The organism is Pseudarthrobacter sp. TRD_SC_9, from assembly GCF_055361265.1.
Window position 1 is genome coordinate 2,333,138 of record NZ_CM143956.1, and the last position, 18,948, is coordinate 2,352,085.

The window sequence follows — 18,948 nt, forward strand, 5'->3', positions numbered from 1 at the left end:
AAAACCGGTTCATCAACCTCGGCTGCTGGTATTTCGGGAATGAATGGCTGCACCGGTACAGGAACCTGAGCAGGTAGAGCAGGCAGTTGGACCTCTGATGGCGGTTGCCCTTCTACTGGAGGTATCACTGGCTCGAAGGCGGGCTCTCCGCCAGGACCTGGCACTTCGCCGCCAGGCTCCGTAACAGGATCAGCATCCTCCCCAGGGGGTTCCGTAACAGGCCCAGGATCCTCGCTTCCGGGTCCCGTTGTGGGCGCGGGATCCTGACCACCCGGATCGGTAATGGGCCCTGGCAATGGCAGAACTACGGCCGGAGACGTCTGGTCATCAGCCAGGGCAGCGGCTGGCACAACAATGGTCAGCATCACGGCGCAGGTGAAAGTAGCCGTACACCGGCGCGCTGCATGACTGATCTTCATTTCTAACCGTCCCCAAACCAATTGCTTCCGCCATCGACTCTGTGCATGCAGGTCTGGGCGGCGATATCGGAATCAAGAGTTGCACATTTGTCCTCCGATGTTCCGGATTTCATCATAGGTCATAGTCATCATCGAAGCCGTCTCCTGGCTTCAGCGCGATGGTTCAGCAGCGCTATCCGGGTTCGATCTCACTCTTGCCTGCCGAGTAGGCTGGTGCGGTGCCATTTCCTAGTCTCCTTTGCCGTTTCACAGTCCCAGGCCTCCTGCTCCTTGCCGGAAGCCTGGCCCTCAGCGCCTGCTCCCCGGTGGTTGACGTTACCGCCGCCCAGGATGCAGCCAACCCCGCCTGCGCACCCATGATGGTTGCCCTCCCGGACTCCATCGGCGACGCCGGACTTCGCAAGACCAACGGCCAGGCGACGGCGGCGTGGGGCGATCCCTCGCAGGTGATCCTTCGCTGCGGGGTGAACGTCCCCGGGCCCACCACGGACCGCTGTGTCACCGTGAACGACGTCGATTGGGTCATCAAGGAGGGAGATCCTGCCTGGACCCTCACCACTTACGGCCGGGAACCTGCCACCGAGATCCTGTTCGATCCGAACTCCATCAGCTCCGCTACAGTGCTGGCAGACCTTTCCGGCGCAGCCGCGAAAATCCCCGCCGCGAGGAATTGTGTGGGCCAGGAGGAACTCCAGGACGTGCCAACCGGTCAGTAGGTTTCGACACGCTCAACACCGGACTAGCGCAGCCCGGTTTTCCGGGCCAGCGCGAGATGGATCAGTTCGTCAATGAGATCGGCGTACTCCAGCCCCGAGGCGGCCCACATCTGCGGGTACATGCTCTTGGGAGTGAAGCCGGGCATCGTGTTGATTTCGTTGATGATCAGCTCCCCCTTTGGCGTGTAGAAGAAATCGACTCGGCTGAGTCCCTCGGCGCCGACGGCGTCAAAAGCTGTCGCAGCAAGTTCCCGCACCCGGTCAATGGCGTCCTCAGGAATATCCGCCGGGCAACTCAGTGCAGCGGCGTCGTCCACGTACTTGGCGTTGAAGTCGTAAAAGTCGTGGCCTTCACCGGCTACTGCGATTTCACCCGGCAGCGACGTCCGCGGACCGCTGTTGCCACGGCCCTCCAACACGGCACATTCGATTTCACGCCCGGTGATTCCGGCTTCAATCACAAGCTTGGGATCGTGCCGGCGGGCCTCCTCGATGGCCGCGTCCAGCCCGTCCAGCGAGTCAACCTTGGAGATGCCCATGGACGAACCGGCCCGGGCGGGCTTGACGAAGACGGGGTACCCGAGCCGGTCAACACGCTTCCTGACCTTTTCCGGTTCGGTGGCCCACTGCCGGTCGGTCACCACCACATAGGGCCCGACCCGCAGCCCTGCCGCCTCAAACACCACCTTCATGTAGTGCTTGTCCATGCCCACTGCGGATGCCAGGACTCCGGCGCCGACGTAGCGCGTATCCGAAAGCTCCAACAGTCCCTGGATAGTTCCGTCCTCGCCGAACGGCCCGTGCAGCAGCGGAAAGACGACGTCAACGGTGCCGAGTTCCTGGGGAATTTCATTGGGAGCAGCAACGATCAACTGCTGCGCCCCGCCGATTTCGGCCAGCGTCACCGTCTGGGACGAGGCCGGAACCTCAGGCAGCGAAGAACCGGCCAATGACCACCCGCTGAGGTCCCCGGTTGCGAGGACCCACTGCCCCGACTTGGCGATCCCTATGGGAATGACCTCATACTTGTCCCGGTTGATGGCACCCAGTACTCCCGCAGCTGTGACACAACTGACGGCATGCTCGCTGGAGCGGCCGCCAAAGAGTATCGCCACGCGCGGCTTGGCCGTTCCATCCCTGGGGTCCTGTATCTGGTTTGAGGTCATTCTCAGTAATCGCCTTCGGATTTCAGTTCCCGGGCCAGCAGCAGTTGCCCGAGTTGGTCTACGGACACTTTTCCGGCCAGCACAGCCACCACAGCAGCGGTAATCGGCATGTCGACTCCGAGCTTGCCCGCGAGTTCATGCACGGCCTGGCTGGACTTGATGCCCTCGGCTGTCTGGTTCATTTCGGCCGTCACCTCGTCCAGCGTGAGTCCCTTCCCCAACAGCCGGCCGGCCGTATGGTTCCGGGACAGGGCGGACGAGCAGGTGGCTACCAGGTCCCCCAGGCCGGCGAGTCCCGACAGGGTGTGGGCCGTGCCGCCCAGTGCCAGGGCAAGTCTGGTGGTTTCGGCCAGTCCGCGGGTGATCACTGATGCCTTGGTGTTGTCGCCCATCTGCTTGCCCTCGCAGATGCCCACAGCCAGGGCGATCACGTTCTTCACGATCCCGCCAATTTCAACACCCACGACGTCGGTGCTCGTGTATGGGCGGAAATAGGGGGCCGTGCAGGCCCTGGCCATCCAGGCGGCGATCTCGGCATCAGCACTGGCAACCACTGAGGCGGTGGGTTCCTCGCGGGCGATCTCCATGGCCAGGTTGGGTCCGGAAACGACGGCAATTCGCCTGGAGTCGATCCCCAGTTCTTCGCTGATGACCTCGCTCATCCGGGCGTCCGAAGTCAGCTCCAGGCCCTTCATCAGGGATACAACTACGGCATCGGCAGCGATCAGCGGTTTCCACTCCCGGAGCTGGAGCCGGAGCGACTGTGCCGGTACCGCCAGGACCACGAGCCCGGCCCCGTCCAGTACCTGGGCCACGTCCATGGAAGCTGTGATGCTCGGCGGCAGTTCAACGTCCTTGAGGTACTGCGAATTGCGCCTCTTGATGTTGATTTCATCTACGACCTCCGGGCGCCTCCCCCAGAGCCGGATGGCGGTTTCGTTGCCGGAAGCCGTGGCCGCATCGGCCAGGACCTTCGCGAACGTTGTTCCCCACGACCCCGCCCCCAGGACTGCGATCGAAGAAGCCGGAACAGCCAGGCGCGCGGCCAGTCCGGCACTCACCACTGCACCACTCACGGCCGGCCTGCTCCATCAGCAGTTCCTTCAGGGAAGCGTGTATCTTCGCCGCGTTCAACGAACCGGCCGTGTGCTGCCTGCTTGTTCTTGGCGGGATCCCACCGCTCAGCCGGCGGTTCCTCCTGGCGCAGCTCGGCCAGCAGAGCGGTGATGGCATCCATAATGACGTCAGTGGCTTCAGTCAGCGTGGCCTTGTCCAGCGGGCGGCCGGAAAAAGCGCTGAGGTCCACCGGCTCGCCGACCAGGATTCTGGAAGTCTTCCGGGGAAACAGGTTGAAGCTCTTTGCATAGCGCGGGAAAAGTTCGTGCGCACCCCAGTGCGCAATGGGCACAACGGGAATACCTGCTTCGAGGGCAAGCCTCGCGGCGCCGGTGTGGCCCTTCATCGGCCACATGGCCGGATCCCGCGTCAGCGTGCCTTCGGGGTAGATGATGATTGCCCCGCCCTCTTCCACAATCTCAAGCGCCAGTTGCAGCGAACGGTTGGCTCCCGCCGTCGAGCGTTCCACAGGAATTTGTTTGGTGGCCTTCAGGACCCAGCGCAGCACGGGCACTTTGAACAGTGAGCCCTTGGCAAGGAAATGCGGCGCACGTTTCTGGTTGTAGAGCATATGCCCCACTACCAGGGGATCTATCTCGGTGCAGTGATTGGGAGCCGCGATGAATCCTCCAGCGGGCAGCCTTTCGGTGCCCTCCCATTTCCGGTTCATCATGGCGTTGAGAACCGTACGCACTACAGCGGCGATGACGACAAAAGTGGCGGCGCTCTTTTTCGATTCCTTCACCGGGTCACCGCTGCTTTGCAGTGGCGATGTCGAAGTCGGCGCCCAGGCCGGCCAGCTTCTCGGTAAACCGTTCGTAACCACGATTAATGATGTCGATGCCGGTGACCCTGGACGTTCCCGTTGCCGCGAGGGCGGCGATGAGATGGCTGAAGCCACCGCGAAGGTCTGGAATATTGATGTCCGTTCCGGTGAGGTGCGTAGGCCCGGAAATGACGGCTGAGTGCAGGAAGTTCCGCTGGCCGAAGCGGCACGGGACACTGCCCAGGCATTCCCGGTGCACCTGGATGCTGGCTCCCATGCGGATCAGTGCGTCGGTGAACCCGAAGCGGTTCTCGTAGACCGTCTCGTGTACGATCGACACGCCGTCGGCCTGGGTCAGGGCAACGACCAGGGGCTGCTGCCAGTCAGTCATAAAACCAGGGTGGACATCTGTTTCCAGGACCAGCGGGTTGAGCTTGCCGCCCTTGTGGTAGAAACGGATGCCGTCGTCGCCGATGTCCATTCCGCCGCCCACCTTCCGGTAGGTATTGAGGAACGTCATCATGTCCCGCTGGGAGGCACCCTCAACGAAGATGTCGCCCCGGGTAACCAGCGCGGCAGAAGCCCACGACGCCGATTCATTACGGTCCGAGAGCGCCTTGTGGTTATAGCCTCCCAGGGCCCTGACGCCTTCGATCCGGATGGTCCGATCCGTCTGCACACTGATAATGGCGCCCATCTTCTGCAGGACAGCGATGAGGTCGATAATCTCCGGCTCAGTGGCTGCTCCGGACAGTTCGGTGATTCCCTCAGCACGGGTGGCACTGAGCAGGACCTGTTCGGTGGCGCCAACAGACGGGTAGGGCAGCGAAATCTTGGCACCATGCAGTCCCTTGGGCGCGGAAATATGAATGCCGCCCGGCCGCTTTTCCACGACGGCACCGAACTGCCGCAGCACGTTCAGGTGGTAGTCGATGGGCCGGTCACCGATTTTGCAGCCACCCAGGTCCGGAATAAAAGCCTCGCCAATGGCGTGGATCAGGGGTCCGCAGAGCAGTATCGGGATCCGTGAATCACCGGCGTGCGCGTCAATGGCAGCACTTGGCGCAGTCTTCGCAGCCTTGGGGTCCAGGGTGAGATCGCCGGTTACCGGGTCCTTGACTACCGTGACGCCGTGGAGTTGCAACAGCGACGTGACGACCTCAACATCCTTGATCTCCGGCACGTTCCGCAAAACGGAAGGCTCGTTGCCAAGCAACGCCGCCACCATCGCCTTGGGTACGAGGTTCTTGGCCCCACGGACGCTGACGCGCCCAGCCAAGGGAACTCCGCCACTGATTGTCAGGATACTACTGCTCATTTACCGGTTTCCTTACGCTTACTTCGCCCCCAAGCCTTGCAAAGACTCCACCCAAGCATAGGAGGTTGCGTTACCGAACCGAAATACCACGCCCTACAGGGCTAAGACTTGAGCGTTGAGGCGGAAGATAGTTGAAGACTTAGAATCCCTTGCTCGGCAGATCTCATTTGCGCCGCAATCCAAGAGTTGGCGCGTGAGCCGAAATGGTACGGCGCCGGGCCCCATTTATGATCCGAGCTAGCGACCCTCAACTCCCCAGGGAGGGTAGCCACGTTAAAACCAAGCGACCTGATGTGGGCACAGCATTCGGCCAGGTAGGCGGTCAGTTCTGCATCCTGGTTCAAACCACGGAAGGAATCTACCTTCTGTCCTGCGTCAGTCACTTCCGCCCATGGCGTGTTCAGGATCAGGGTCTTCTCACGGAGCCCCATGGTGGTCAGTGCCCCAAACAGCCTGGTTGCGGCAGACTCCCAAAGGTTCCAGTGCTCTTCTGTCGCAGCGTCAATGTTGCGACGGGTTCCCCTGACGTTCCCGAGCCTTCCAGAACTCGCCAGTTCAGCAGATCGGGTCACGTAACTGCCGTCGGGCAGTCGGATAACACCTAGCCGTTCATCCGTCAGGTCTATGACAAACAGGTCGATGTCCTCTGCGAAGCGCCGAAGCGTAGGCAGCAAATTTGACTTCACATCGCCGGACAGTGACCGGTTTTGGAAAGCTGATCCGAGTGCATCCCCGTTTAGAAGTTCCGTGGGCTTGGACAACGCGCTAATCATGGACTGCCGGGCGACATAACCGAGCAGTGAGTAGCCGGGTCCAAGTTCTTCAAATGCGTCCCTGGACACACAACTGCCATAGATCATCACGTTTTTTTGCATTGAAGAACCTTAACAGAATCGCGGCGGCCTCTTTCCGGATTAGTCTAAGCCGCAGGCTAGGACAACCGTGCCGGCAGCGTTTTCGGCTTGAACGACGGACGGGTTGCCTCGTAGACGGTGATGTCTTCCTCGTGCTTGAGGGTCAGTCCAATGTCGTCAAGGCCTTCGAGGAGGCGCCAGCGGGTGTAGTCGTCAATGGCCAGCGGGGCCACGACGTTGCCGCAAACCACAGTCTTGGACTCGAGGTCTACCGTCACCTCGGTGCCCGGCGCATTCTCCAGCGTTTTCCAGATGAGCTCAATGTCATCCTGCGCGACTTCAGCGGCCAGCAGACCCTGCTTTCCCGAGTTGCCCCGGAAAATGTCGGCGAACCGGGAGGACAGGACAGCCTTAAAGCCGTAATCCTTCAGTGCCCACACGGCGTGCTCGCGTGAGGAACCCGTGCCGAAGTCCGGTCCGGCGACCAGGACAGAACCGGAACTGAACGGCTCCTGGTTAAGAATGAAGGACGGGTCTTTGCGCCAAGCAGAGAACAGTGCGTCCTCAAAGCCGGTGCGGGTGATGCGCTTGAGGTACACCGCGGGGATGATCTGGTCAGTGTCGACGTTGCTCTGGCGCAGCGGTACGCCGATGCCGGTGTGCTTGGTGAACTTTTCCATAGTGTCTTCCTAGGCTACGGCGGTGCGGACGGCGGCGGTTTCGGCAGGCTCAACCACCGGGGCAGGATCGAGGTCCGACGGCGAACTGAGCGTTCCGCGGACAGCGGTGGCGGCTGCCACTACCGGCGAGACCAGGTGGGTCCTGCCGCCCTTTCCCTGCCGGCCCTCAAAGTTGCGGTTCGAGGTGGACGCGCAGCGCTCCCCCACCTCGAGCTGGTCAGGGTTCATACCCAGGCACATGGAGCAACCGGCAAAGCGCCACTCCGCACCGAAGTCCTTGAACACCCTGTCCAGGCCCTCGGCTTCGGCTTCGAGCCGCACGCGGGCCGAGCCGGGCACCACGAGCATCCGTACGTTGGGATCTTTCTGCCGTCCGCGGATGATGTCCGCCGCGGCCCGGAGGTCCTCCATGCGGGAGTTGGTGCACGAACCGAGGAAGACGGTGTCTACCCGGATGTCCTTCATGGGAGTGCCCGCTTCCAGCCCCATGTACTGCAGGGCGCGCTCCGCGGCTGCCTTGGCGTTTTCGTCGCCGAATTCCTCTGGAGACGGGACCTTGGCGGAGAGTGACACACCCTGTCCCGGGTTGGTTCCCCAGGTCACGAAGGGCTCCAACGTGTCGGCGTCGAGATCCACCTCAGCGTCGAAGATTGCCTCGTCGTCACTGCGCAGGGTGTTCCAGTATTCGACGGCGGCATCCCAGTCCGCGCCCTCGGGAGCGTGCGGGCGGCCGAACATGTAGTCGTAGGTGGTCTGGTCCGGAGCCACGAGTCCGGCACGGGCACCAGCTTCAATGGACATGTTGCAGATGGTCATCCGCGCTTCCATGGACAGCGCCTGGATGGCCGAGCCGCGGTACTCAAGCACGTAGCCCTGCCCGCCGCCGGTGCCGATCTTCGCGATGACAGCAAGGATGATGTCCTTGGCGCTCACGCCAGGGCGCAAGGTGCCTTCGACGTTGATGGCCATGGTTTTAAACGGCTTCAGCGACAGGGTCTGGGTAGCCATGACGTGCTCCACCTCGGAGGTGCCGATTCCCATGGCGAGCGCCCCGAAGGCTCCGTGGGTGGAGGTGTGGGAGTCACCGCAGACCACCGTCATGCCGGGCTGGGTCAGGCCCAGCTGCGGGCCCACCACGTGGACAATGCCCTGCTCGGCATCGCCCAGTGAGTGCAGCCGCACACCGAACTCTGCGCAGTTGTTCCGGAGCGTCTGGATCTGGGTACGGCTGGTGAGGTCCGCGATGGGCTTGTCGATGTCAAGCGTCGGGGTGTTGTGGTCCTCGGTGGCGATGGTCAGATCGGGGCGGCGGAGTTGCCGTCCCGCCAGCCTCAGACCTTCGAAGGCCTGCGGGGAGGTGACTTCATGGACGAGGTGAAGATCGATGTAGAGAAGGTCGGGCTGGGCGTTGGCTCCTTCGCCATCGCCTTTGCGCACCACGTGTGCGTCCCAGACTTTCTCGGCCAATGTGTTAGCCATGGCCAGCTCCCTTCACTACGTATTGGTGGTATCCCTCAACTGAAGCAGCAGACCGCGGTCATAAGCCAGCCGAAACATTTGCATCTCAGATATTGAGACGGCAATATCATTACATGGACAATTCTAGTGGCGTCGGCGTCATCGATAAAGCGGCCCAGGTGCTTGATGCCCTGGAGGCCGGGCCTACCACCCTGGCGCAGCTTGTGGCTGCCACCGGGCTGGCGCGTCCGACCGTCCACAGGCTGGCTCTTGCCCTGGTTCACCACCGATTGGTGAGCCGAGACATCCAGGGCAGGTTTGTGCTGGGCAGCCGCCTCGTTGAGCTGGCGTCTGCAGCCGGTGAGGACCGCCTGATCGCTTCCGCGGGACCCGTCCTGATGCAGCTGCGCGATGCCACGGGTGAAAGCGCCCAGATTTTCAGGCGTCAGGGAGACTGGCGCGTGTGCGTCGCCTCAGCCGAGCGCCCCATCGGCCTGCGGGACACGATCCCCGTAGGCACCCAGCTGTCCATGAAGGCCGGTTCCGCAGCGCAGGTGCTGCTGGCCTGGGAAGACCACGACCGCCTCCTGGAAGGACTGCAGTCCGCGAGGTTTACGCCAACCGTCCTGGCAGGAGTACGACGCCGGGGGTGGGGTCAAAGCCTTGGCGAACGTGAGCCCGGGGTAGCCTCTGTCTCTGCTCCGGTCCGCGGGCCCTCAGGTCGCGTTATTGCCGCCGTCTCCATTTCCGGACCGATTGAGCGGCTCACCCGCCAGCCGGGCAGGCTGCATGCCGAAGTTGTATGCAATGCCGCCCGGATCCTCACCGAAGCCCTGCGCAAGAACAACGACTGACTTAACGGCATACAGCAAACAGCGCCGCTGACGATCCCGACCGGCCTGTCGTCTAGCGGATCCATAAGGGGCTAACTGCTGGCAAACTTATAGGCCATCATCAGAAACGGGTACGGTTTGGGGGTGCCAATGGAATTGGGAGCGACATCTACATATTTGACTGCCCCTGCCGCATCCAACCCCACAATTCCGTTCAGGCCGGTGTTATGGTTGACCACCCCGCTCATCGCGGTCATGTCGGTGAATCCGCCCATGCTCAAACGTACGGGCGCAGCCGAAACCCTGCCGGTGGAGGTCCGTGCATACCGGAACAAGGATCCGGCTTCGTTCACAACCAGAGCAGCAGCAGCGGAGCGCGAGGGTACCAGCATCACCATCTGCTTTCGTTTCCATCCTGATCCTATCGACACTGGAGCCCCTAACACCCCTGTCGACAGCACCGGCCATGCCTGCAAAGCCCCTGTCAAATTCTCTGATGCCACCACGGTCAGAGTGGAACCCCACATACCGATCGTGAGCTTCCGATCCAACCAGCCGCTCTTGCCGATGACAAGACCGGCAGCGAATCCTCCCCCTGGTAGACCCTTGTGCAACTGAAGGGTCCCGTCGCCATGATTAGTCACCACATCGAAAATTCCATCCCCGTTCCAGTCGACGACGTGGCACGAACGGACCTGTGTGCCAAAGCCGGAGTCGGCACGAAACGGCTGGGCGAAGTTCCCATTTCCGAGAGACCTGGTCACATATAGCCACCCGTCAATTCCAACAGTGACGAGGTCTGCCGTTGACCGAATGGACGGTCCTTGGACCACATTCATCTCAACGACGGCTGTTGCGTTCTCAGACAGGTACAGCCGGCCCGTGGTTGAAATCACCATATTGGAGTAGCTCCCGCGCAGAATCTCCTTCTTCGTCCGGGACACTGTGTCCAACATGGTCACAGTGCCGCCACACTCATGAATGATGGCATTGACCTTCGGAAGGTACCTGATGCTACTGGTCTTATAACCGGCAGGCGCTGCGCGGTTCAGAAGCTTGTACGTAAACACAGGACTGCCACTGGCTTTATTGAGGCGGATTACACCGTTATTGGTGCTGACGTAGAGAAGGCCTCCAATCAAAATGGGAGAATTGATCTCGATTTCACCGGTCATCGGCCTTTTCCAGAGGAGCCCCTTCGTACGGGCATTCCAGGCAAAAACGTGCGCGGGCTTGCTGTCGTTCACAGACCCGTAGCCGCCCATGATTCCGGTTGTGCCGTAGACGATGTCTTCCTCGCCGACAAGACCGAGAACGGACTGTCCCTCGACGGGACCACTGATGACGCTGACATCGGAATCGTTGAGGGGATTGATACTGACGAGCGCGCCTGTATTGTGACCGTACTCCGCCACGGTTCCAGCGATCACGCGCCCTCCGGCCTGCGCCCAGGCGAACGGCCTAGACTGCAGGTACTTCTCGCCAAGTTCGATGATCGGGGTGACGCTTTTCGACTGCGGGTTGAACCTATAAATGCGCCCGCCCCCGTAAGATCCCACGTAGAGACGGGACCCGTCGTACTCAAACATCCCCTCGATCTGGGCAATGCCTGTTTCAGTGGTTGAACGCCAAGTCGCCCCGGAAGCGAGTGCAAGGGATGCAATACCGTCACCCATGTACGCGCCCAGATACATGTTCGTTCCAGTAGCGTCCGGCAGGAGGGTTTGAACTTTGTAAGGACTTGTGGCAAACGCAATGGGAACAGTTTGAACAACAGCCTTTGCGGCTACATCTACCTTGACATAATTAAAGTTGTGTCCTTCTCCACACAAGAGATTCACGAAGGTCGCTCCCCCGAAGATCTCAACGTTCAGTGCGCGGGGGGTACCAGGCACGAGGCAAACCGTTTCGGCCGCCATAGTCGCGGCGTTGATGCGCATCAGCTTGTGCGTTCCCACGGTGTTCCAAACGGCATAGATATCTCCACCGGCGCCCGGCACTGCCGCCGAGACGCTTCCGGCCGGCGACCATGCCCAAGGAAGCGCAGCCCATGCCCCGGTTTTGAGGTTGTAGGCCCTGAAGCTCGCTCCACCTCCGGCACCATCGAAGAACACGAAGAGCCAACCGGAGTGCGCCGAAATGCGCCTAACGAAGCCTTTTACGGCGCCATCCGGAAGAGGGATCTCTCTTGAAATCGCGGGGGTGTCAGTGTGCCAAGTAACAATGCGTGGATGTAGCGCTCCTGTACCTGCATAGACGTTGTCATTGGCGTCGACGGCCAAGCACCGAACGTACTGTGCCTCAGCATGCAGGCGGGCAGTATGGACGGTGGCTCCGGTTGCCGGATCAAAACGAGTGGCGCTACCGGTTGGGTAGTTGCCGCACCAAACGCTGTTTTTGGAATCCGCTGCCCATGCGAATGAAACGTTTGTTACACCGGGCGCGGTGGCAAACCCGTTAGTAATAGTGCCCGTGGGAGCAACCCTTTTAACCGTGGAGCCAAATGCAAGAAAGGAACCGGAAACGGGCTCATAACCGACGTTACCGGCTCCTCCTCCGCTTTCTGGAAAAGGAGTAGCGGAGACCTCGCGCTTTCCGGTGGCCGCGTCGAATACCTGTACCTGGGCGGAAAGCCCGTGGCATCCAGCTGCCAGCTTCAGGACATTCGCATTGTTGCGATAGAAAACAGCACTCGGTTCCGGGACGCTGGTGAAAACATTCTCGTAACGCCGCAATACGGTGAGGGGCTCCACACCGACAGTAGTCAGAGCTACAAATGTGCTTGTCATAGCATCCAAAGAAGCGGCCCGGACGCTCGTTGGGGCGGCCGCGGCACGTGAAGCAACAGCGACTCCGGCCCCGAAAGTAACAGCCATCGACAAGACGCTTCTTCGTTTTACTAACCTTGAGTTGAAGGCCACAAGATTCCCGTCCTCGTCAAATTTGCGCCACAAGTAGTTCGTGTCGCAGCGAAGAAGCCCGGCGGGACATTTGCGTCAAGCTCGTTCAGCCGGTCTTAGACGCGCTGACGTCCCCTTCCTATCACGAAAGTCTTCAAACGCGTAAGTCATAAAGATCAGCCATACGGTTTGTACCGCGGACGTCCGTGTTCGGTATGTAACGGCAGATGCCGCCTCAGGAAGCCCGACGCAGGGCTTCCTGGAAGGCGGTGAAGCGCGTGAGCTCCACCTGGACGGGCTCCACAAGCAGCCGCTCCGCAACGGCCGCTACCGCTGCCCGAAGCTTACGCTGGGCAGCCCTGGCCCGGGACCTGGCCGTCAAAGACGCAAAGAAACGTCCGGCAAGCGCCAGCACGATGCCCAGCAAGCCGCCGCCGGCGATCATCAGCGTTGGTACTGGCCAGTCCTCCACCCGCGGCACCTCCGGAACGGGAAGCTGCAGGTAGCCAAGCACGGCCAGCACACCTAGCCAGCCCAGGCCGCCCAGTGCTGTCAGCAGCGCGAGCCACTGGACCACGTTGAAAACCCCCCACCACCAGGATGTGCGTCCGGCTTGCAGCTCGGTGCCGGCAATCGCCCGGTCAAGGGCATCCGGAAGCTGTTCCCGGCCTTCGCGTGCCGCGCTGCGGATGGCCGAACGCCACGGGCCTGGCGCTCCGGCGCTGGCCCCGTCGGCAAAATTCCGGACAGCAGCATCGGTACGGGCGCGTTCCGGCGCACCTGCCCGGGGCAGCGACGTCCGATGGACGTCCGCATTCCCGCTTTCCCGGCGAAGGTTCAGCCGCCGGAGCGGATCCGGACGGAACCGGGACAGCCACCGGGTGGCCGGCCAACCGGTGCGGCGGGTGGCTTCCAGCTTGTAGGAGCGCGCAACGGCTTCCACTACCAGCGGTACATTCGCTGCCACTGCCAGTTCTTCCGAAAGCCTGGACGCCGTACCGCCTTTGACTCCGGCGGCCTGGCCTGAGCCGGATGCCTCCGTCAGCGTGCGTGCGGCATTCACAACGTCCGCCGCCATCCGCTGTGATGCTGCCTGGCGCTGGATGGCCACCTGCCGGATGGCAGAGCGCACCGAGTCGACTCCCGCCCCTGTCAGCGCAGACGCGGCGAGGACCCGCACCTTACCCAGGCCCTCTCCTGCCAGGATGGCCTTGAGCGACTCAAGCACCGGGTCCACGTCCGTGGGGGCCAGTTTGTCCACCTGGTTCAGTACCACCAGGGTTACGGCGCCGTGGGCGGAAAGTGGCTTCAGGAAGTCGTGATGCACAGCAGCGTCTGCGTACTTTTGCGGGTCCAGCACCCAGACCAGCACGTCGACCATGCCCACCATCCGCTGGACGATCTTGCGGTTGGCAAGCCGGGTGGAGTCAAAGTCGGGCAGGTCCAACAGGATCAAGCCGGTGTCATCGTCCGCAAAGCCGCTGACCGGCGGCGCATGATGGCGGGCTGGCACCTCCAGCCAGTCCAGGAGGGGTTCACTGCCTGCGACTCCCCAGACGCTGGCCAAGGGTTCGGAAGTGGTGGGTCGGCGGGCGGCCGCCGTCGCAATCTCTGCTCCATTCACCGCATTGAATAAGGAAGACTTCCCGCTGCCCGTGGCACCGAAAAATCCCACGACTGTATGCCCGGAAGACAGCGACCGGCGTGAGCTCGACCGCTCCAGTATCTCCAGGACATCTTGGAGTGCCTCGTCAGGGAGTACGCCTTCAGCCAGTTCCCTGGCCTCGTTCAACGCCTCCAGGCGCTGCTGGAGCAGGGATACCTCACGGGCGATGCTGTGCCGGCTCATTTGTTCGCCGCCAGGCCTGCCAGTGCGCGGGCATGGCCTGCCAGTACCTCGGCTTCCCCAGCGGTATCCGCCGGCAGCCGATCCAGGAAGCGTTGGCGTTCGACCTCCAGCAGGGTCCGGCAGCGCCGGTTGAGGTCCTCCCGGGCGGTGCGCGCCAGACGGCGGACGGCTTCCTCGCCAAACACCGCTTCCAGGAGCTTCTGGCCCACGACGGCGGTGCCGCCCGCAACCCCAATCTCCAGTCCCGTCAGCCCCGCTGTCATGGAAAACACCACGATCATCAAGGCAGCGCCCAAGCCGTTAATTCCGAAGGACAACCAGCGTGCCTGTGTCCGCTTTCCCTGGCCCTCGATGCGGATGAGTTCCATCAGGGCTTCCTGCCACGCCCTGATTTCAGTGGCAGCCCTGTCCTCAAAGCCCGAAGTCGTTCCGGAAAGGTCATCCGTTCCCAGCAGTTGGCGTCCTGCCGGGTCGGTCCGCCAGCGCCGGTCTGTTTCCTCTGCCGCGTTTACAGCTTCGTCGACAATGACGGCCTGCAATCCTGTTTCGATGGCGACTTCAACCCGCACCGCCGGGGCGGGTTCACCGCGGAAAAAGGCACCCATCCTGTCCCTAAACCGGCCGACGTTCTGCTCCAGGTTCCGGAAAAACTCCCCCGTGCCCACAAAATCCTGCCAACGGGCAAGCACTTCTCCACGCAGAAGGGCTCCGTCCTTCGTGGAATCAAGGATGCGGCCGGCGGCATCACGGTAGGCCGCTACGGCAACGGCTTCGAGGTTGGCCGCAGCCAGCTGTTGCTCCTGAACCGCTTGGGCCACGGCCGCAACACGCCCGGCCAGTGCTCTGACGGACCCGTTCAAAGTGCGGCGGACGATTTCTGAACGGCCCGCCGCATCGGAGGCCAGCTCCGCCAGCCAACTACGCAGCGGGAGGGCCGCCTCGGGAGGCAGCATGCCCAGTGGATCCAGGGGGGTCTCCGGGATGATGAACAGCTGTGCCGAGCTCAGGCCCTCGCGGTCCAGGAGGCTTCGCAGGTCCTCACTGACTTCTGTTTCCGCCCCTGGTGGTACCCGATCCAGCACCACGGCCACCATAATGTCGCGTGAAGCCGCATCCAGGAGGAGATTCCAAGGGACGGCATCTGCATAACGGTTGGCGGTGGTGACGAAAATCCAAAGATCGGCAGCAGCGAGGAGCTGTGTCGCCAGCTTGCGATTGTCGTCCGAGATCGAGTCGACGTCGGGTGCATCCAGGACCGCAATCCCCTGAGGCACTGCCGGGTCGGCCACGAGAACAAGGGAAGTCATGGTGCCCGAATCATAGACGGCTCCGGCATTGCTGGCGGGGAGGAGACTATTGCTGACCGAACCGCGGATCCGGCTGAGGCTGGGCAGGACGCGCTGGCCTTCGAACCAAGTGGCTTCAGCGGGGTGGTGCAGGAGGACCGGCTGGCGGGTGGTGGGGCGGAGAGCGCCGGACCGCGTTACGGGATGGCCGACGAGCCCGTTGACCAGTGTTGACTTGCCGGCGCCCGTGGAACCTCCGACGACGGCAAGGAGCGGGGCGTCCAGGCTGCGATAACGCGGCAGGATATAGTCATCCAGCTGGGCTACGGCGGCACGGATGTCTTGCCGCGCCCTGTCTGAGTCGGCCAGCGCCAAGGGCAGGGTAGTTGCCGCCAGGTCGCTGCGGACTGCTTCCAACGCGCCCACAGCACTGGCTGCTCCCACCGCTATGGACTGCTCAGCGCGGGGCTGCATATCATCTGCATCACTTTGCGAGGTCACTGTCCCATCATGCCAGCATCAGCAGCTCAGAGCTCCACTGCCAGACCCTAGAATGGCACGCGAGGGAACGCCGGTTAAATCAACTGTGGAATGCATCCAGCAAGCGCTGTTCATCGAAGTCAATGGCTACTGAACTGGGACAGAGACGTGCCAGGTGCTCGCCAAGGACATCAGTAACCTTCAAAGCATGCACTGTCTGCACTGGAAGGCCCACTGACAGGAAATAATCCGCGAACTTCAATCCATCTCCTGCGATACTCGAGCCGTCATCAGCGAAGGTGCACCAGCGTGCTGGAATTCCGTATGCGTTGGCAATGATGATTCCGTGAAGTGAGGTGGACAGAATCATCTCGCAGTCGAGAACATCATCAACCACCCGCTCTATGGCGGACTCCCCCACTCCGGCCAAGCAAATGTCTTTGACTCCATCGAACTTCAAATCCAGGGCGTTTTGGCTCACGTGCCGGACAAACCCAAGCTTATAGGTGGGCTGGCGCTTCGTACGCGGCAAGTATCGGGGCAACAAGAGCCCAGGATCGCCGTAAATCGGGGGACATCTGCCTCCGCTTTCAAGCACAAGATCCCTCGTTAGGGGACCCCGAACAGCCTTATATCGCGCCTCGGAGGATAGACAGTCAGACATCCGCGGTGATCCTGAACCCCAAACCGTCGATTTTTCCGTGGCGAATTTTATGATGCTCCCGATTGCCAGGAGGCCGCTGTCACGCCGACCAAATTTAACCGGCGCGCCCGAAACTTTTTCTACGATCCAAGGGCTAAGAATATCGCCGAAGTTGCCTGGATAGGGCGTCTTCATCCACCACATCGAGACCCGTGACGAATCCGGTATTCCCGCTGCAGCGGCCCGCTCGTCAAGGCTGACCTCGTAGGCTGCAGACTCCGCCCTGGCTCGCACGGAAACGTCTTCATCGAGGAGCAGATGTTCTATTTGGGCCTTACACCCCGTAAAGTCCTTCTGCTCTTGTAGGCGTCTGAGCAGTTCCTCGCGCACGGCCGATTCGTCTGGAGTTCGCTCCAAGTAGGCAGTGAGCACTGTTTGGGACTCTGCCCCCTGTTTGTTCAGCTTAAGATATCGGGACAGCCTGACCACAGCCTCGGGGTCGCTGGGCAAGGCTGTTGCGGACCGCTCCGCCAAGCGCAAAGCCACTACATTATCGCCGGCTTTCATAGCGTCCATGGCCTCGGCGCCCAGAACCCTGGAGCGCAAAGAGGGAATATCGATACGTCGCTGATGCTGCTCAACCTGCCTGCGGAAGGACGGCACGTTGCCGCTTTCACCGATGACAAAAACACTGGTCTCTGTCGCCACTGCGGAATCCCGGACTATCAGCTCCGGAGACAGCAACCCCACGGAAAGCGGATCTCCGTGCGTCGTCCACGTTTCGTGCAACACCCAATCATCGGTGACGCGGGTCGTAGCGGACCGTTCCACATCGTTCATCAGTTCGATGAAACGTGACGCCTTGTTTGTCCCGCCAAAGTACAAAACAGCGGGAATCCAAAATCTGGTGGTTTCGTACGGATCGTAATCTCGGATATATCGGAACCGCCCGCAGAACCCGGCAATGTCGAAGTTGCAGCTCTCAAGTACTTCCGGGATAGCCAGCAGCCTGGAGTCCACGTCGACCCAGAGAATGGCCCCAAATTTAGCATGCATACGTCTGTAGAAATCGATTTTCAATCGACAGATCTGGTCCCATTCCAATCCTGCTGCGTCGAGCTCTTCAATGAAGTAGGGCATCCCCAACCGTTCACAATCTGCTTTCAGTCGTTCTGCTGCCGCCGAATAATAGGCATCACCAGCGTAGAAACTTACGAGTGTAGGTAGTCCCGCTGTTGGCCGCGAAGGAGCGCGCCTGTCAGCCTCCGATTTCCCGTTCATCGCTGCTTCCATTACTCCCCGCTGTTGTTTAGTGTGTCGATTCCTTGGTCAGGCTGTAAACAGTAGTGCTACCTCCCTCGCACGTCATTCAGCTGAGGAAAGTCCTTGTTGATGCAACGCACCACGGCATGCACGCCTTCATATGCTTCCTGGCGGAGTGCAAGCAGTGCGTCCTCGGAAATCGGCATCCTTGCGAGCCTTACCTTGTTCAGGAGTTCCTTATCTGAGGAACTTGAGAGAAGAGGCGTGCGGCCAAGACGCCGATACAGGTTTCGTGATTTCGAAGTGGATGACAGGACCACTGAGGACACCCCGTATGTCGAAGCAACCACCGTGCCATGGAATTTATTTGAAATCAAAACGTCCAAACCACCAATGGCGGAGCTAATCTCATCCAGTGTCTCACTCTCAAAGATTATTTGATTTTCTAGCGGAAATTCCTGCGCTACTTTGAGATCCGCCAGCCGGGTTTTTCCCGTGGCCATCACAATGTTTAGGATGTCGTATCCCTCGGACTGCAACTGGCGGCAAACGTTCACGAGAACAGTGGGATCCGAGTCAGCGCGGTGCGTCCTTAGCGAGATTCCAACCGTGGGCTTCTGAAACTTTCTCGCTGGTGGATAAAATCCGCTGAAAGCAAGGTCGGCGTGGCTCCGGACCTCCACACTTGGGTTTAGCTTCTTACGGATCCACTCGGCGCTTTCGACGTCGCGGGCGGAGATGTAGCGGACGTTGGGGTGTTGGAAGAAGTACTGCAATCGTTCCATGACATCCGGGGCTTCCGTCTTGATCCACGTAGGAACACCGACCCCTGAAATGTAGACAGGCTTCTTCAACCATGCCCGATTCCAATAGAGCGGCGAAATCTTGTTGGGAATCACCAGGTCCCCACCACCAATAACCACCCCATCAAACTCATCAATAATTAATTCGGCGGGCCTACTGAAGTAGGGGTGCTCAAGCTTGTCATGGACAAGCTTGGTCTCATGGACTGTTCCAATCGAATTTGTCCAAATTCGGTAGAACAGCTCATCACCATAATTTCCCCATCCAAAAAATCCCACAAGTCCAATTCTCGCCATTACCTTTTTCACCCTCCGTAAACTCTAAAAAAAACGTATGTACCGCCTGACTCAAGATGTCCACCAGCACTCCCAAAGCCGTCCGGCGCTTCGGCCACGAT

Annotated in this window: 14 protein-coding genes; 2 read left to right on the forward strand and 12 right to left on the reverse strand. The window is 60.8% G+C overall.

Going from position 1 to position 18,948, the window contains the following annotated elements; translation table 11 throughout:
• Positions 1 to 682: 682 nt before the first annotated feature.
• On the forward strand, positions 683 to 1,135 hold the full coding sequence (locus tag ACWA13_RS10920; protein WP_463937911.1) for a DUF3515 domain-containing protein: 453 nt from the start codon (positions 683 to 685) through the stop codon (positions 1,133 to 1,135).
• Positions 1,136 to 1,158: 23 nt separating this feature from the next.
• Here the strand turns inward: ACWA13_RS10920 and ACWA13_RS10925 are convergent, their stop codons facing one another.
• The 7 genes from ACWA13_RS10925 to leuC form a co-directional block, all read right to left on the reverse strand.
• The gene (locus ACWA13_RS10925; RefSeq protein WP_463934012.1) at positions 1,159 to 2,301 is read right to left on the reverse strand and encodes a D-alanine--D-alanine ligase family protein; all 1,143 of its coding nucleotides are present in this window, start codon (positions 2,299 to 2,301) and stop codon (positions 1,159 to 1,161) included.
• Between the two features lie 2 nt (positions 2,302 to 2,303).
• Positions 2,304 to 3,377: an NAD(P)H-dependent glycerol-3-phosphate dehydrogenase gene (locus ACWA13_RS10930; protein WP_463934014.1), complete on the reverse strand. Its 1,074-nt coding sequence runs from the start codon at positions 3,375 to 3,377 to the stop codon at positions 2,304 to 2,306.
• Positions 3,374 to 4,162, reverse strand: a complete 789-nt coding sequence (locus ACWA13_RS10935; protein WP_463934016.1) for a lysophospholipid acyltransferase family protein — start codon at positions 4,160 to 4,162, stop codon at positions 3,374 to 3,376. The genes ACWA13_RS10930 and ACWA13_RS10935 overlap by 4 nt, the downstream gene beginning before the upstream one ends.
• Positions 4,163 to 4,166: 4 nt before the next feature.
• On the reverse strand, positions 4,167 to 5,501 hold the full coding sequence (gene murA, locus ACWA13_RS10940; RefSeq protein ID WP_463934018.1) for a UDP-N-acetylglucosamine 1-carboxyvinyltransferase: 1,335 nt from the start codon (positions 5,499 to 5,501) through the stop codon (positions 4,167 to 4,169).
• A 101-nt stretch (positions 5,502 to 5,602) separates the two neighbouring features.
• Complete coding sequence (locus ACWA13_RS10945; protein ID WP_463934019.1) at positions 5,603 to 6,376, reverse strand: DUF6270 domain-containing protein; 774 nt, start codon at positions 6,374 to 6,376, stop codon at positions 5,603 to 5,605.
• Between the two features lie 56 nt (positions 6,377 to 6,432).
• Entirely contained in the window at positions 6,433 to 7,035 is a 603-nt protein-coding gene (gene leuD / locus ACWA13_RS10950; protein ID WP_463934021.1) for a 3-isopropylmalate dehydratase small subunit, read from the reverse strand.
• Positions 7,036 to 7,044: 9 nt separating this feature from the next.
• Positions 7,045 to 8,514 carry a 3-isopropylmalate dehydratase large subunit gene (gene leuC, locus ACWA13_RS10955; protein ID WP_463934023.1) on the reverse strand — a complete coding sequence of 490 codons (1,470 nt, stop codon included), beginning with the start codon at positions 8,512 to 8,514 and terminating at the stop codon, positions 7,045 to 7,047.
• A 113-nt stretch (positions 8,515 to 8,627) separates the two neighbouring features.
• On the opposite strand from leuC, the gene ACWA13_RS10960 reads away from it, so the two are divergent.
• On the forward strand, positions 8,628 to 9,347 hold the full coding sequence (locus ACWA13_RS10960) for an IclR family transcriptional regulator (RefSeq protein WP_463934024.1): 720 nt from the start codon (positions 8,628 to 8,630) through the stop codon (positions 9,345 to 9,347).
• Between the two features lie 71 nt (positions 9,348 to 9,418).
• On the opposite strand, the gene ACWA13_RS10965 is transcribed toward ACWA13_RS10960, so the two are convergent.
• From ACWA13_RS10965 to ACWA13_RS10985, 5 genes are all read right to left on the reverse strand, one after another.
• Positions 9,419 to 12,079 (reverse strand): outer membrane protein assembly factor BamB family protein, encoded by a 2,661-nt coding sequence (locus ACWA13_RS10965; protein WP_463934026.1) that lies wholly within the window; start codon positions 12,077 to 12,079, stop codon positions 9,419 to 9,421.
• 382 nt (positions 12,080 to 12,461) lie between these two features.
• The gene (locus tag ACWA13_RS10970) at positions 12,462 to 14,075 is read right to left on the reverse strand and encodes a GTPase (protein ID WP_463934028.1); all 1,614 of its coding nucleotides are present in this window, start codon (positions 14,073 to 14,075) and stop codon (positions 12,462 to 12,464) included.
• Positions 14,072 to 15,835, reverse strand: a complete 1,764-nt coding sequence (locus ACWA13_RS10975) for a dynamin family protein (RefSeq protein ID WP_463934030.1) — start codon at positions 15,833 to 15,835, stop codon at positions 14,072 to 14,074. The genes ACWA13_RS10970 and ACWA13_RS10975 overlap by 4 nt, the downstream gene beginning before the upstream one ends.
• A 106-nt stretch (positions 15,836 to 15,941) precedes the next feature.
• Positions 15,942 to 17,624: a hypothetical protein gene (locus ACWA13_RS10980; protein WP_463934032.1), complete on the reverse strand. Its 1,683-nt coding sequence runs from the start codon at positions 17,622 to 17,624 to the stop codon at positions 15,942 to 15,944.
• Positions 17,625 to 17,833: 209 nt separating this feature from the next.
• Positions 17,834 to 18,859, reverse strand: coding sequence for a polysaccharide pyruvyl transferase family protein (locus ACWA13_RS10985; RefSeq protein WP_463934034.1), 1,026 nt, complete (start codon positions 18,857 to 18,859; stop codon positions 17,834 to 17,836).
• Positions 18,860 to 18,948 lie beyond the last annotated feature (89 nt).